Source organism: Chryseobacterium joostei (assembly GCF_003815775.1).
Lineage (GTDB): Bacteria > Bacteroidota > Bacteroidia > Flavobacteriales > Weeksellaceae > Chryseobacterium > Chryseobacterium joostei.
The window spans coordinates 787,876-803,126 of the sequence record NZ_CP033926.1 but is presented as its reverse complement, the minus strand read 5'-3'; the positions used below and the strand labels follow the sequence as shown (position 1 = coordinate 803,126).

13 protein-coding genes are annotated in these 15,251 nt (G+C 34.0%); 11 read left to right on the top strand and 2 right to left on the bottom strand.

What is annotated here, in order from left to right:
- Nucleotides 1-56: 56 nt before the first annotated feature.
- The 8 genes from EG359_RS03755 to EG359_RS03720 all read left to right on the top strand — a co-directional run bounded on the left by EG359_RS03755 (nucleotide 57) and on the right by EG359_RS03720 (nucleotide 8,341).
- Entirely contained in the window at nucleotides 57-1,772 is a 1,716-nt protein-coding gene (locus EG359_RS03755; RefSeq protein ID WP_076351789.1) for a phospho-sugar mutase, read from the top strand.
- Nucleotides 1,773-1,782: 10 nt separating this feature from the next.
- Entirely contained in the window at nucleotides 1,783-2,682 is a 900-nt protein-coding gene (locus EG359_RS03750) for a hypothetical protein (protein ID WP_076351790.1), read from the top strand.
- Nucleotides 2,683-2,709: 27 nt separating this feature from the next.
- Nucleotides 2,710-3,963 carry a pyridoxal phosphate-dependent aminotransferase gene (locus EG359_RS03745; RefSeq protein WP_076351791.1) on the top strand — a complete coding sequence of 418 codons (1,254 nt, stop codon included), beginning with the start codon at nucleotides 2,710-2,712 and terminating at the stop codon, nucleotides 3,961-3,963.
- Between the two features lie 283 nt (nucleotides 3,964-4,246).
- Nucleotides 4,247-5,233, top strand: a complete 987-nt coding sequence (locus EG359_RS03740) for a phosphatase PAP2 family protein (RefSeq protein ID WP_076351792.1) — start codon at nucleotides 4,247-4,249, stop codon at nucleotides 5,231-5,233.
- Between the two features lie 142 nt (nucleotides 5,234-5,375).
- Nucleotides 5,376-6,098 (top strand): 3-deoxy-manno-octulosonate cytidylyltransferase, encoded by a 723-nt coding sequence (gene kdsB, locus EG359_RS03735; protein WP_076351793.1) that lies wholly within the window; start codon nucleotides 5,376-5,378, stop codon nucleotides 6,096-6,098.
- A gap of 114 nt (nucleotides 6,099-6,212) precedes the next feature.
- Nucleotides 6,213-6,875 (top strand): histidine kinase, encoded by a 663-nt coding sequence (locus EG359_RS03730; RefSeq protein ID WP_076351794.1) that lies wholly within the window; start codon nucleotides 6,213-6,215, stop codon nucleotides 6,873-6,875.
- 37 nt (nucleotides 6,876-6,912) lie between these two features.
- Entirely contained in the window at nucleotides 6,913-7,488 is a 576-nt protein-coding gene (locus tag EG359_RS03725) for a glutathione peroxidase (protein WP_076351795.1), read from the top strand.
- A 58-nt stretch (nucleotides 7,489-7,546) separates the two neighbouring features.
- Entirely contained in the window at nucleotides 7,547-8,341 is a 795-nt protein-coding gene (locus tag EG359_RS03720; RefSeq protein WP_076351797.1) for a tetratricopeptide repeat protein, read from the top strand.
- 115 nt (nucleotides 8,342-8,456) lie between these two features.
- Here the strand turns inward: EG359_RS03720 and EG359_RS03715 are convergent, their stop codons facing one another.
- On the bottom strand, nucleotides 8,457-9,116 hold the full coding sequence (locus EG359_RS03715) for an NAD(P)H-binding protein (RefSeq protein WP_076351799.1): 660 nt from the start codon (nucleotides 9,114-9,116) through the stop codon (nucleotides 8,457-8,459).
- Between the two features lie 140 nt (nucleotides 9,117-9,256).
- Between EG359_RS03715 and EG359_RS03710 the strand changes: the two genes are divergently transcribed.
- The 3 genes from EG359_RS03710 (at nucleotide 9,257) to EG359_RS03700 (ending at nucleotide 14,068) form a co-directional block, all read left to right on the top strand.
- The gene (locus EG359_RS03710) at nucleotides 9,257-9,610 is read left to right on the top strand and encodes an MmcQ/YjbR family DNA-binding protein (protein WP_076351801.1); all 354 of its coding nucleotides are present in this window, start codon (nucleotides 9,257-9,259) and stop codon (nucleotides 9,608-9,610) included.
- Between the two features lie 18 nt (nucleotides 9,611-9,628).
- Complete coding sequence (locus EG359_RS03705) at nucleotides 9,629-13,384, top strand: DUF3857 domain-containing protein (protein ID WP_076351803.1); 3,756 nt, start codon at nucleotides 9,629-9,631, stop codon at nucleotides 13,382-13,384.
- A 204-nt stretch (nucleotides 13,385-13,588) separates the two neighbouring features.
- Complete coding sequence (locus EG359_RS03700; protein WP_076351805.1) at nucleotides 13,589-14,068, top strand: hypothetical protein; 480 nt, start codon at nucleotides 13,589-13,591, stop codon at nucleotides 14,066-14,068.
- A gap of 44 nt (nucleotides 14,069-14,112) precedes the next feature.
- Here EG359_RS03700 and EG359_RS03695 read toward each other — a convergent pair whose 3' ends face one another.
- The gene (locus EG359_RS03695; protein WP_076351807.1) at nucleotides 14,113-15,033 is read right to left on the bottom strand and encodes a bifunctional riboflavin kinase/FAD synthetase; all 921 of its coding nucleotides are present in this window, start codon (nucleotides 15,031-15,033) and stop codon (nucleotides 14,113-14,115) included.
- Nucleotides 15,034-15,251 lie beyond the last annotated feature (218 nt).

Below are 15,251 nucleotides of genomic sequence, written 5' to 3'. Positions count from 1 at the left end.
ATGGCTGCAAAAGTACGTTCGTTTTCAAGCTTTCAGCTTCCAAACTAGATATAAATATGACAACATTAGAAAAAGCGAAACTTTGGTTAAGTGATACATTCGATAAAGAAACGAGAGATGCTGTACAATCCTTGATCGACAGCAATTCCCTAGATCTGGAAGATTCTTTCTACAGAGAACTGGAATTCGGGACAGGAGGAATGCGTGGGATTATGGGAGTAGGAACCAACCGCTTAAACAAATATACATTAGGGCAGGCTACTCAGGGATTAGCAAACTATATGCTGGAGCAGTTCAAGGGAGAGGAAATTAAAGTGGCCATTGCCTATGACGTTCGTCATAACTCAAAGGAATTCGGGAAACTGGTGGCAGATGTTTTAACTGCTAATGGAATTAAGGTATTACTTTTCAAAGATCACAGACCTACGCCAGAATTGTCTTTCACGGTTCGTGATAAAAAATGTAATGGAGGAATCGTATTAACGGCTTCCCACAACCCACCGGAATATAACGGTTACAAAGTATATTGGAATGACGGAGCGCAGATTGTTCCGCCAAATGATGAAGCCATCATCAATGAAGTATATTCTGTAAAATTTGAAGAAATTAAATTCAACGGAAATGATGATCTGATTGAATGGATCGGAGAGGAGCAGGACGATGTTTATATCGATACTTGTATTGAAAACTCTACTTACCAGAACGTTGGAAAAGAAAATCTAAATATTGTCTTTACATCCATCCACGGAACAACATATACAACAATTCCAAAAGCTTTAGCAAAAGCAGGATTTAAAAAAGTAGATCTTGTAAAAGAGCAGATGATCCCAAGTGGAAACTTCCCAACGGTAGATTCTCCAAATCCGGAAGAGCCTGCTGCATTGGAAATGGCAATGGATCTTGCAAAAATTACCAACGCTGATATTGTTATCGGAACAGATCCGGATGGAGACAGACTGGGAATTGCTGTAAGAAACCTTGATGGAGAAATGCAGTTATTGAACGGAAACCAGACCAATACCATCCTAACTTATTATATTTTGCACGAATGGCAAAAACAAGGAAGAATTACAGGAAAAGAATTCATTGGTTCTACGATTGTAACTTCAGATGTTTTCTATGATATTGCACAAAAATTCGGTGTTGAGTGCAAAGTAGGTCTTACAGGATTCAAATGGATCGGGAAAATGATCCGTGAAGCAGAAGGAACACAGAAGTTTGTATGTGGTGGTGAGGAAAGTTTCGGTTTCATGACAGGAGACTTTGTTCGTGATAAAGATTCTTGTGGTAGTATCGTTCTTGCTTGTGAAATTGCTGCTTGGTGTAAAGCCAACGGAAAAACAATGTATCAGTACATGATTGAGATCTATGAAGATCTTGGAATGTATTATGAGGGACTGGTAAACATTGTAAGAAAAGGAAAAGAAGGGGCTGAAGAAATTCAGAATATGATGAAGAACTTCCGTGAAAACCCTCCAAAAGAATTGGCCGGTTCATTAGTGGAAGAAGTTAAAGACTTTAAAGAACAAACCAGTCTTACTGTTTCAACAGGTGACAAAAAAGTAATGAACGATATTCCAAAATCCAATGTATTAATTTACTATACACAGGATGGAACCAAAGTTTGTGTAAGACCTTCAGGAACAGAACCAAAAATTAAATTCTACGTTTCAGTAAAAGATGTTATTAAGTCTGAAGCAGATTTTAAAGATAAATTAAAATCACTAGAAGCTAAAATCGAGGCAGTTAAAACAGATTTAAAACTGGATTAATTTGTAGTAGATGATAAAAAAAATTATAGCAGTTTGCCTGCTTTCTGCAGCCGTAGTTTCCTGTAAAAAGGAAGCTACAGTTTCGGATGTAAAGCCGGCAAATGATTCGATTGCTAAAAACGAAACCAAGGAAGATCAGTATAAACCTATTGATACAGCTTGTTCTCCCAATTATAAAACAGAGGATTATATCACGGCTCTTCAATGGTATCGTACCAAAATTGATAAGGAGATTGCAGCAAATAGTCCGGAGCAGAATGATAAGGTATATGAAGATTATGTAAAAATCAGAAATAAGTATACCAGTTGTTTGAATGATTTGCATATCGATATATTGGATAAATATGTTGATTATCATACAAGAGACGCTGATACTTATAACCTACCGGAAAATGTAAAGAAAATTGCTGCCGAACTGAACAAGGCAGGTCTTGAATTCCGTGTAATGGGAGAGGGACTTACTGAAATCCACTCATTGCCGGAATATTATGTGTCTGTTTTTAAGAATAAGGTAACTCCTGATTATGATGCTTATATTTCACAGATAGCAAAAGACAACAAGGAAAACTATGCTGTGAACGGAGGCTTGTTAATTACCTGGGAAGAATTAGGCGACAGATTGATCGTCTGGGAAAATTTCATGAATAAATACCCTAAAAGCCCACTGATAAAAGTGGTAAAAGAGGATTATCATAATTATTTGTTGGATTACCTTCTGGGAATGGACAGTGATCGAATTTATGACAGCGAAGAAGGTGAAATTTATGATGATAAGAGAGAAGAATATAACAGAATCATCAAAAAATATCCAAATTCTATTACTGCGAAAAAAACTAAAGAACTAATAGCCGCTTATGATGCCCATATACCTGTGGATCAGATAGAAGAGAGAATAAATTTGAGAAGATAATATTAGTAAATTTAAAATAAGAAAAAAGTGAAAGTTTCAAAATTAGCAGCGAACCTGATCGGTTCTGAAATTGTAAAAATTGGTAACGAGGTAAATGATCTAAAAGCAAAGGGAGCAGAAATTGCCAATCTTACTATTGGTGACCTGAATTCTAATATCTATCCTATTCCGGCATTGCTGAAGGAAGAGATTCAGAAAGCCTATCAGAATAATCTGACAAACTATCCACCTGCAAACGGACTTTTATCTTTAAGAAAGGAAGTTTCCAAGGATCTGAAAAACAGATGGAACCTGGATTATTCACCTAACGACATCCTGATTACGGCAGGTTCAAGACCTTTGATCTATGCTGTATACAAAACAATTGTAGATGAGGGAGATAAGGTAATATATCCTACACCGTCTTGGAACAATAATCATTATGCTTACCTTACTTCAGCCAATGCTGTAGAAGTAAAAACGAAGCCTGAAACCAACTTCCTTCCAACAGCAGATGATTTAAGACCTCATTTGGATGGCGCTGTTTTACTGGCACTTTGTTCACCATTGAACCCTACAGGAACAATGTTCACAAGAGAACAACTTTCAGAAATCTGTGAATTGGTGATCGCTGAAAACAAAAAAAGAGGGGCAGATGAAAAGCCGTTATACCTAATGTATGACCAAATTTATTCTAACCTTACTTTTGGAGCAGAACATGTAGATCCGGTTTCTCTTTTCCCTGAAATGAGAGAATATACTATCTATATTGATGGGATCTCTAAATGTCTTGCTGCAACAGGAGTACGTGTAGGATGGGGATTCGGTCCGGCTCATATCATAGATAAAATGAAAGCGCTTCTTACCCATGTGGGAGCTTGGGCGCCAAAACCAGAGCAGGAAGCTACTGCAAAATTCTATGAAAACCCTGAAAATGTAAATGTATTCGTAGAAGATTTCAAAGGAAAGCTTGAAGAAAGCTTAAAAGTTCTTCACGGAGGAGTTCAGGATCTAAAAATAAAAGGACTTTCTGTAGACAGTATAGAGCCTATGGGAGCACTTTATCTTACCATTAAGTTAGACTACATCGGAAAAACAAAACCTGATGGAGCTACTATTGAAAACTCGTCTGATTTGGTATTCTATTTAATCAATGAAGCAGGAGTAGCTTTAGTACCATTCTCAGCATTCGGGGAAGATAAGTCTGAACCTTGGTTCCGTGCTTCCGTTGGAGGGTTGGCTGTAGATGAGATCAAGGTAATGCTTCCAAAACTGGAGAGCGCTTTGAACAAATTAAAGTAATCTTTACATAAAATATATAGGCTTCGACTCTGTTCAGCATGACATCGTTAAAATATTATCATTAGCAGTGTCATACGGGATAGAGTCGAAGTTTTTTCTACCCATTCCTTGGATATACAGAATTATTTTTCTGATTAAGTTTATCAATTAACGTAAGATTATTATTTTACGAAAAAAATTAAATAAACATTAAAAATTAGATAAACATTTTGTAGTAACATGAACTAGGAATTACCTTTGGGGCTTTTACACACCTAAATATAATAAAGTCGAAAATTAAACGATGAAAAAACTGAGATTTCTACTCTTACCAGTTTCAATATTGGTATGCTCACAAGAGATTGATACACTGAAAGTAAAAGAGCTACCACAGGAACTTGAACTGCCAAAAGTACAAACCTACACCTTAAAAGACGGTTCTGTCAGAACCTATCCAAAGCCTAAACTATTAGATTTTGTAACCAAACTACCCCGAAATTTTATTGATACCAATAAAGACTTTGTAGCAAAGGATCATGCTTATTATTTAGGAGGAGCAGTTGCATCAACATTGATCCTTATACCATTTGATCAGAAATTAATAGACAATTCACGAGAATTGGGAGAAAGATGGGGAATGGATAAAGATAACAATTACCATAAAATTGGAGGTGTCTTTAAAATACCTAAAGATATCGGATCAACCCTATACCTTATTGGGAATGGCTCTACATTAGTCCTTTTGGGAATCGGTTTTGGAACGTATGGTTTAATTAAAAATGATTACAGAGCACAAGCCACAGCAAGCGGATTAATGGAAAGTTTAATTCTTTCCGGGGTTTTCACCCAGACTATTAAAAGAATTACAGGAAGAGAAAGCCCGTTTATTGCAGAGATAAATGGCAATAAAGGAGGGGCATGGAATCCTTTTCCAAGTTTTTCAGAATTTGGGAAAAATACCTCGAATTATGATGCAATGCCGTCCGGACACTTAACTACGTTTATGGCGGGTATTACTGTAATTGCGGATAACTATCCTGATGCAAGATGGATAAAGCCGGTAGGATATACCTTAGCAGGAGCTTTATGTTTTCAAATGATGCAAAGTAAGGTTCACTGGGCTTCAGATTATCCGCTAGCCTTATTAATGGGATATTTTATAGGAAAAACCATTTCAAAAAGCAGATATACTTCATCAGAAGGAACCATCGGAAAAACAAAATACAACTTAAACTTTGTTGCATCCCGCCAATGGGAATATAATATGGTAGGAGTAAAACTCTCTTTTTAAACCTCTGAAATCTTTGTTTTGTATAGTAAATAAGATAGTTTTCACTACATTTGATCTCAATATAAAAGGAGCATTACCGCGTTTTTAAATGCCGGAATGAAAACTTATTGAATTAAAAAGACTTAATTAATATTTTTATTAGATGAAAATAATCGCTGTCATCCCTGCTCGTTACGAAGCAAGCCGTTTTCCGGGGAAACTCATGCAGACTTTAGGAGAAAAAACCGTTATTGCCACCACCTATCAGAATGTAGTGGAAACAGGACTTTTTGATGAAGTTTTTGTAGCAACGGATTCTGAAATTATCCTTGATGAAATTGTAAAAAATGGCGGTAAGGCTGTAATGACAGGACAGCATGAAACAGGAAGCGACCGTATTGCTGAAGCCGTACAGAACATAGATTGCGATATCGTTATCAATGTTCAGGGAGATGAACCTTTCCTAAAGCTGGAACCTTTACAACAGCTAATTGAGGTTTTCAAAAAAGATGATCATAAAGAGATTTCATTGGCTTCCCTTAAAATAAAATTATCTGAAAAAGAAGAAGTTGAAAATCCCAATAACGTAAAAGTAATTACTGATAACAATGGTTTTGCCTTATATTTTAGCCGTTCTGTAATCCCTTTTCACAGAGAAGTTTCTTATGATATAAGTTACTTTAAGCATATCGGGGTATACGCGTTCCGAAAAGAAGCGTTGTTACAATTCTCGAAACTGGAAATGAAGCCATTGGAAATCTCAGAAAAAATTGAATGTATCCGATATCTGGAATACGGAATGAAGATCAAAATGATAGAAACTAATTTCATTGGAGTAGGTATTGATACTCCGGAAGATTTGGAAAAAGCACGAAAGCTTATTTAAAATAGGAGAAAGCAATCAACAGGTTTGGAATTTTATCCTTTCGTCCTTTTGCTTACCAATCCTTTTTGCTATTTCGCCCAAATCCCCTTATATTTGAATTTATAAATAAAATTAATGAAGAGATTATTTTTAGTATTTGCCCTGATATTTTCACACTTAACCTTTGCCCAGACAGCCAAAGAAATTATAGATAAAAATATTGAGTTATCCGGAGGCTTAACCAGTTGGAAGCTTTTAAACTCGGTATTGCTGCAAGGAAAAGTAGTGTTGGGAATAAAGGACGAATATCCTATAAAAATATACCAGCAGCGCCCCAACCTTACCAAAACAATTATTACAATTAGCGGAAAGGAAACGGCTATTGAAGGCTTTGACGGAACAAAGGGATATGCCATGAACTATGCTACCAATAAACTTCAGGAATATCCTGAATATGTTTCAGAAAGCTTTGATAATGACTTCATTGATTGGGAAAGCAAAGGTTTTGCTGCCAAATATCTTGGAAAAGAAAAAGTAGGAGAGATCTATTGTCATAAAGTAGAACTTACCAAGAATGTTAATAAGAATATGTATTATTTTGATACAAAGACTTATATGCTGCTAAAGGAGATTAAAAAAGATGAAACAGTGGTATATTCTGACTATAAAAAAGTAGGAAACCTTACCATGCCTTTCAGAATTGAATCTTCAAGCTCAAAGAAAGACGGGGATTATGTAATGTTGCTTAATAGAATTGACATCAACAAAGTTTTTCCTGCCAATATTTTTAAGTTTTAATTCAACTGCAGCTTATCCTGCATAAAATTTATAAGAAATGAAAAATATTTTTTTACTGCTGTTTTCATTCGTTGCCGTTTTGCAAAGCTGCACCAATCAAAAAAGTGAAATTTCTAAAGCTAAAACCAAAGAACTTATGGGAAAAACAATATATGACTTTAAAGTAGAGGGCCTTGACGGAAAGGAAATCAACTTTGCAGATTTCAAAGGAAAGAAAATTCTTATTGTCAATACCGCTTCAGAATGTGGATTTACCCCTCAATATGCTGATCTTGAAAAAGTATATGAAGAATACAAGGACAAATTAGTTGTTGTAGGTTTTCCAGCCAATAACTTCGGAGGACAAGAACCAGGAACCAATACTGAAATTGGAGCATTTTGCCAGAAAAACTATGGCGTAACATTCCCAATGGCTGCCAAGGTTTCTGTAAAAGGTGATGATATTGCTCCCATCTTTAAATATTTAACAGAACAAGAATTGAATGGAGTAAAAAATACAAGCATTCTTTGGAACTTCACCAAGTTCTTAATTGATGAAAACGGAAAATTGATTGATACTTATGTAAGTACTACGAAACCAACCAGTGAGTCGATTACAAAGCATTTAAAATAAATAAGAAAAAATATATATTAAAAGTGGGTTTTATAATCCACTTTTTTTATTTTTAATCATGAAAAAACTATTAACTATTTTTATTCTAATCCTTTCCATTAAAGGATTTTCACAAGACAATTACTTTTTGGGAAAGACAAACTACTGTACCCCCGAAAAAGGAGATTCAAAGGAAATGTTTCAAGGAGCTATGGCGGCTCTTAATTTTCCTAAATATTATACAGCAACATCACTTGTTTTATTGAAAACTATTAAAGAAGATCCTAAATATTGTGATGCGTACTTTTTGGCTGGGTATTATTTACGCCTACAGAATCTAGATAAAGAGGCTCTGATTATGTATTATACAGCAGATAGTTTAGCACAAAACAAGGCTCCGATATTTAAGCAGAATTTGGCTGTTCAGTATATGAAGTTCGGGCAGGTAAAAAAAGCCAGAAATAAATATGAAGAAATGATAAAATATTTCCCAGGAGACCCTGAAGGATATTATGGAGTTGCCAATACATCTTTGATATTGGAAGATTATGACGATGGGTTGGTAAACCTGAAAAAAGCAGAAGAGCGTTATGGCTACACAGGAACTGTAAAAAGTGATGTGAAGTATTTATATGGTGCATTATATTGCCTTAAAGAAAAATATGATGAAGCTTTACCTTATTTAGACGAAGTATATTCTGTATATAAAAAAGATGATCATTATCTGGCATTATACGCCCTTACACAGATAAAATCCGGTAAAAGAAAGAATGATGAAAAGCTGATTAAAAAAGCCAGAAAAAGCTACGAAAAGATAAAGGATAAAAACATTCTGGAAAATATTTCCAAGAAATTGAAAGAAGAATTTTCTTAAGGCTTTGAAAAACAATAAAATACGACTCCCCTCAAGGTAACTCTTAATACAAGACCATCTGAATTTGGAATGTTACTTTGAGGGGAATTTGTTCTTATAACATGAATATTTTCAATTAGTTATCAATTGTTTTCTCTGCAAAGCAAAAAATATTTCCCAGTTTGATACTGGAGTAACCGTTGCTTTTTATTTTGGAAGAATTAATCATTGCTTTGGCTAAAATATCAGTAGGTAAAGGTTTTTGGCTTTCTAATAATCCGAGTTTATTGGCAAACTTTATAATTCTGCTACCCAAAACTTCGCCCGTTCTTCCTGAATCTTTTCTTTCAAGCATTCCAGGCTTAAAAATGGTGATTTTATTGAAATGTAATTGCCTTACAGCTTCTTCCAGCTCTCCTTTCATTTTAGAATAGAAGATCTTAGACTTTGAATTAGCTCCATAAGCAGAAACCAAAATATAGTCTTCCACATTATTTTCCTTGGCTGCCTTAGCAAATTCATATTGATAATCAAAATCTACCTTTTTCTGGGCTTCCTTACTTCCTGCGTCTTTTAAAGTAGTTCCCAGACAAGAAAATGCAACATCTCCTTTCACCATTTCTTTCCATTCCTCAGGTTTTTCAAAATTCACAACGTGAACTTTAAGTCTTTCATTTTCAATATTAACAGGTTTTCTTACAAAAATATCCACTTCCTCAAAATCCTTGTCATTGAGTAACTGATTGACCAAATCTTTTCCTGTAGCGCCTGTAGCACCGATTACTAGAGCTTTCATAACAATCTATTTTGGGGTGATGATATTTCCTTTCTTAAATTTACTAAATTTGATTTAAAGTTTATCTATTTTTTATGGGATTAAATAACATCTCAGAACATCATCATTTTTATTATATTGCTTATCTATAAACTAAAAACATGGATGCTAACGAAATTTTAGACTATTGTCTTGCTAAAAAAGCAGTTACAGAAAATTTTCCCTTTGATAATGAAACTCTTGTGATGAAAGTGGATACTAAAATGTTTCTGCTGATGAGCCTTGAAAGGCAGCCGCTGTCCATTAATGTAAAGACAGATCCTGAGTGGAGTGCAGAGCTTCGTGAGCAATATCCTCAGATTACAGGGGCTTATCATATGAATAAAACACACTGGAATTCTGTTTCAGTGGACGGATTAAAGAGAGAACTAATCTTAAAATTAATAGATCATTCCTATGAATTGGTATTTAAATCCCTGACCAAAAAAATTCAAAGTGAAATAAATAATTCTTAAAAAAACGAAACTAATAACATGAAAAAAATATTGATTTCGGCTGTATATTTCTTATCAGTCGGAGCGTTTGCCCAGTCAAAGGATCACTCCAAAACCTGGGAACTTTTGCTGAACAACAAAAGAGATGAAGCAAGAACTTTTTACGATAAAACATTACAGTCCCAAAAACTTAAAAACTTTGAAAGCCTTTTTCTGGATGCAATGATAGATCAGGAAATGGGTCAATTTATTTTTGATGAAACCTTTGTCAATAATTTTGTAAATATCACGGATGAAGAAGCTTATCTATATCCTGTTTTCAAGGAAAAATTTATGCTGAATGACATTGAGGAAAGCGGAATTGATGATCATACCTATAAAAAGGTAGATATCTTATATGGTAGTAAAAATTTTGGTCATTTAAACGGAATAATAGAGTTTAAAACCTATTTTGACTATCTGAGAGGTAATTTTACAGGATCTGCAGAAGCGCTTTCAAAGCTCGGGAAAATTGATAAATGGCAATATGCCGGAGTATTTGAAAACCTGAACGGAAGTGGTATGGACAATGAATATGAGCCGGAAACCTATGCTAAAAATGACAAGCTCTTCAATACCGGAAACTTTGGTAATATTGGTTGGTACAACAAAAAATATAAAGATAATGACGGCTTCAGCTTTTTCTTCAATGAACTGGAGTATGGAAGAGGAATTGTTTATGCGCAGTCATTTATAGACAATCCTGAAGAAAGGAAAGTATGGCTTGAAGTTGATGCAGACTGTGAACTCAAGGTTTTTCTGAATGATGTCGAAATACTTTCAAGTACGAAAGACGGTTATACTTCCACAGGATCACACCTTGTAGAGGTGGTATTACCCAAAGGAATGAACCGCTTACTTGTTAAAAGTGATTCGCAGGCTAGTAAGATGGCGGGATTTATGATTGTTCCTTTTGATACAAATTATCAAAGAATCAGTAATCTTACTTATTTTGATACCTATCGTGATTATAAAAAAAGCACTCTTGCTCAGCTTCAGCCTAAAGAATTAGAATTAAAATTTGAACAAAAACTTAAAGAGAAAATTGCACAGTCTCCCAATGATTTTATTTATGATTACCTTTTAACATTAGGGTATCTGAATAATCAGCAGAATGACAAGGCCAAAGAAAAAATAGATGTTTTAACCCAGAAATATCCAAAATCTTCACTCATTCAGATTCTTCTTTCCAGATACTACGCCAATACGGATGATCAGGGAAAGATTACCGAGATTCTTAAAAATATAGAAGTAAACGATCCTGAATATTATCAGGTTCCCGTAATGAAAATTGCTGATGACAACGTTACCAAAAGCATGAGTATTCAGGAACTTGAAAAATACAAGGCAATTCTAAATAAAACAAAGGCCCGGGCAATGGTGGATCTTTTTGATGTAATCATATCTGCCAGAAACCATGATATTGAAAAAATGAAATCCCATGTTTCCAGTATTAAAAAAACCTTTGCCAATAATGAAAAATATATTGTTCTTTTAACTTCCCTTGAAGAGGCCGATAAAAAGGATCAGAGCGGCATTATAAAAAAACTTGAAGATTTTATTGCCACAAGAAACAATCTGGATGTCATGTCTTCATTATTTGATTACTATGAAAAATCCAACAGGATAGAAGATGAAAAAAAGCTTCTTAGAAAATTCATTGAAGTATATCCATCTTTAAATCTTCTGAGAACCAAATATGTATATCTTTTGCAGGAAGATCCCAAAGATCCCGAAATTATGAAGCAGATTAATGAAGGACTTGAAAACTTTCCTTATTCTTATTCTCTGATGGCACTAAAGGCAGAAATTTTAGCGCTACAAAAAAATAAGGATGAAGCTGTAAAATATGCAAAGGAATCCCTTTCTCATTTTGCAGAGAACGAGCGTATGTACAAGTTGATCAGAGATTTGGGGCAAACCGAGGATGAGATTGATCAGGTTTCTGTAAAGGATTTGAAAAAACTGGCTTCAGAAAGAAGAAATAAGGGAACAAAAGGTAAAAAAGGAGTTACCACATTATTAGATGAATATATTGTAAATGTTTATCCTGAGGGAGGATTCAAAAAAAGAACGACCTATGTCTATGAAATTACCTCAGAAAGCGGGATTGAAGAGCTTAAGGAATACTACATTAATTATTATGACGACGTTTTAAAATCTGAAATAGTAAAACCAAACGGCAGCATTGTTCCGGGTGAAAAATCTGAGGACCAGATTGTTTTTACCAATCTTGAGGTGGGGGATGTAGTTCTTATACAAAAAGAAAGTGTGGAAAGAAGAGGCGGACGTTTCTATAAAGATTTTAATCTTAGTTCTTATTTTAACTCCGAATATCCTGTGGTAGAATCTGTTTTTACAGTAATTACTCCTGAAAACATGCCATATCAGGTAAAAAGTAATAATGCAGAAGTGGCTTCTACACAGAAAAAAGTAGGGAATAAGCTTTTTCAGACTTGGAAACTAAATAATCTTCCGGAAGTAAATATGGATGAAAACTATGGTCCAACATATTACGATGCAACCATTTCAGTAACCGCTAATTCCATAAAAACCTGGCAGGAAATTTCCAACTGGTATTCTGATCTTACAAGAAAAAGCCTGGTTTCTGACAGAGTGGTTGAGAAAGCATTCAAGGAAATATTTCCCAACGGAACTTCAGGAATGAATGATACAGAAAAAGCCGAGAAAATTTATAATTATATTGAAAAAAATGTAACCTATAGTTCTGTAGATTTCCGTCAAAGCGGGTTTATTCCCCAAAAGCCATCTAAAACATTGGTGACAAAATTGGGGGATTGCAAGGATTTGTCAACCTTATTTTTAATTCTTGGAAATCAGGCAGGATTAAAATCTAATCTTGTCTTGGTACAAACCAATGATAACTCCCCACAGCGTCTTCTTTTGCCGAATTTAAGTTTCAATCACTGTATTGTAAAGGTAAACCTTGATGGAAAGGAAACTTTCCTTGAGATGACAGACAAATATTTACCCTTTAATGCAATTGTGAAAGGAAATTATAAAGCAAAAGGTCTGGTAATTTATACTGATAAAAATAATGGGAATACAGCCCAACTCATCGACATATTAGGAGATAATAATACAAAAAATCTGTTCAAATCAGTAAGTGAGGTTCAGATTAAAGGTGATGATCAAACCTTTGTGACCAAACAATATACAATGGGTGAGACCAAAAGCTATTATAATACTTTCTTCCAGAATTCACAGACAGAAGAAAACCGTAAAAAAAGTATGGAGAAAGAGTATGGCGGAATTTTAGATAAAGTAATTAATGTAAAATCAGTGAAATTATTGGACGGAAAGGATCTTACGATAAATCCTTTATCCTATGAAGTTCAGTTTAATATCAATGACAAGCCTCAATCTGTAGGCAGCCTGAAAATTATGAAAATTCCTTTTATCACAAAACCATTTACAAAAGATGTGATAGCTACTGAAAACAGAAATATGGACATTCTGTATACGCAATATGAAAGACAGAATGAGTATTTTGAGGAAATATATCTTAATATTCCTGACGGAATGAAGTTTATTGAAATTCCTGAAAATAAGACCCTTGCGTACAATAATTTTAATTATTCAATCAATTACGAACTTGAAAAGAATAATAGATTAAAAATAACCAGAAAGTCCAAAACTCCTTGGGATAACATCAAAAAAGAACAATATCCGGAATTTAAAAAATTTGTAGAAGATGCCATCAATGCAGAGAACCAAATTTTAGGATATAAATAATAGATATATTGAGTTTTATAAAGAAAATCAATACCATTATTAAACTCAAAACCAGATCATAGGATCTGGTTTTATTTTTTGCGCAAAATAGCTCTAGATATTAAAATTATTAACTATATCATAATAACTAAGTAATCTGGGTATAGATTTTGTTATCAATAATAAGTGAAATAAATCATTTAATATTAATACAATAAAGAACACATGAGAAATCACTTTTTATTATTCATGGCAGCGGGTACATTAATGCTATCAAGCTGTAATAAGGCAGATCAGAAACCTGCGCCTGCTGCTTCGGTGGCAGATAATAGTTCTTCTGATAATCTTAAAATAGAATTTTCCGGAACAGAAAATTTTACCATTAAGAACCCAAAGTTTAAGGTAAGCTTATATGGAGCTGATGAAAGACTGGCAGATGCTCCGGCCACTCTCATTACCGAAAAAGAGTACGAGCAAAAATCTGTGCCATTTACCATAGACTTGCCTGTACCCAAAGATGCTGATACTAAAATTACACCTAAACCTATGGGGCCTGTTAAATATTATGTTACTGTGAGCTGGGATTCTGACGGTAACGGAAAAGCAGATCAAAAAGGAGATATATTTATTGATTATGACAAGCAATTTCCTAATGTGAAATTGAACAATGAAACACAGAAGATCTATTTAAAGATATTAAAATAAACATAAAAAGGGCTACTCATTAATGAATAGCCCTTTTTTATATCTTAAAAATTAAACTCCTTTGTGAGTCTTTTATCTTCGTCTAGTCTTTCAATGAGTTTTTCAAGTCCCTCAAACTTAATTTCATCATGAAGAAAATCTCTGAATTTTACGGTAATCTTTTCATCATAAATATCTCTATCAAAATCAAGAATATACACTTCAACCGTTAACTTTTCACCATTTACTGTAGGATTGGTACCAATGCTCAGCATTCCTCTATATTGATTTCCTTTTACTTCAACTTCAACAATATAGGCCCCTTTTTTAGGTAATAGCTTGATGGAGTCTGTATGAATATTAGCTGTTGGATAGCCAATTGTTCTTCCTATTTTCTTGCCATGAACCACCGTTCCTGAAACAGGATAAGAATATCCCAACATTTCATTGGCCTCTTTAATATTTCCGGTTAAAAGAGCATTACGAACCTTGGTAGAGCTGATGTTATTTTCATGAATATTAATAGCTTCCATTTGTTCAACCTCGAAATCAAGTTCCTTAGATAATGTTTGAAGAAGCTCGAAATTTCCACTTTTATTTTTCCCAAAGGAATGATCGTAGCCTATAATAAGGTATTTTACATTGAGTTTATCAATTAAAATCTGACGAACAAATTCTTCTCCTGTTAAATTTCTGAATTCTTCATCAAATTCTTTCAGGAATAAGTTATCAATATTATATTTTTCAACCAGTTCTTTCTTTTCCTCTATGGTATTCAGAAGTTTTAAATCTTCATTAGGATTAAAAACAAACCTTGGATGAGGCCAAAAAGTAAGAATCGCAGTTTCCAGATTGTTTTCTGTACCTACCTTAATGAGTTCATCTATAATACTTTTATGCCCAAGATGTACCCCGTCAAACATCCCTAAAGACAATGCTAGAGGCTTCTGAGAGGAATAATCTTTAAAATTCTTGAAAACTTTCAAAACGGAAAAATTTTGACTGCAAATATAAAGCCTTTATTTTGAATGTGGGGGAGGGAATCCGAAAATTTAAAAATGAAATATATTAAAATGAAAAGCACATTATATAATAAAGTATGCAGACTAATTCCGTAATATACAAATTTGCTTCTTAATATCGCGAAAAACATTGAATTTTACATATTAAAATATGAAGATACTATTATCTGTAAAAGTATGAT

Excerpts from the sequence above, each read along its gene's own strand:
- EG359_RS03720 (WP_076351797.1), top strand. The coding sequence starts at position 7,547 with ATGAAAAAACTATTAACTATTTTTATTCTAATCCTTTCCATTAAAGGA.
- EG359_RS03740 (WP_076351792.1), top strand. The coding sequence starts at position 4,247 with ATGAAAAAACTGAGATTTCTACTCTTACCAGTTTCAATATTGGTATGC.
- kdsB (WP_076351793.1), top strand. The coding sequence starts at position 5,376 with ATGAAAATAATCGCTGTCATCCCTGCTCGTTACGAAGCAAGCCGTTTT.
- EG359_RS03710 (WP_076351801.1), top strand. The coding sequence starts at position 9,257 with ATGGATGCTAACGAAATTTTAGACTATTGTCTTGCTAAAAAAGCAGTT.
- EG359_RS03700 (WP_076351805.1), top strand. The coding sequence starts at position 13,589 with ATGAGAAATCACTTTTTATTATTCATGGCAGCGGGTACATTAATGCTA.
- EG359_RS03730 (WP_076351794.1), top strand. The coding sequence starts at position 6,213 with ATGAAGAGATTATTTTTAGTATTTGCCCTGATATTTTCACACTTAACC.
- EG359_RS03725 (WP_076351795.1), top strand. The coding sequence starts at position 6,913 with ATGAAAAATATTTTTTTACTGCTGTTTTCATTCGTTGCCGTTTTGCAA.
- EG359_RS03750 (WP_076351790.1), top strand. The coding sequence starts at position 1,783 with ATGATAAAAAAAATTATAGCAGTTTGCCTGCTTTCTGCAGCCGTAGTT.
- EG359_RS03715 (WP_076351799.1), bottom strand. The coding sequence starts at position 9,116 with ATGAAAGCTCTAGTAATCGGTGCTACAGGCGCTACAGGAAAAGATTTG.
- EG359_RS03705 (WP_076351803.1), top strand. The coding sequence starts at position 9,629 with ATGAAAAAAATATTGATTTCGGCTGTATATTTCTTATCAGTCGGAGCG.
- EG359_RS03755 (WP_076351789.1), top strand. The coding sequence starts at position 57 with ATGACAACATTAGAAAAAGCGAAACTTTGGTTAAGTGATACATTCGAT.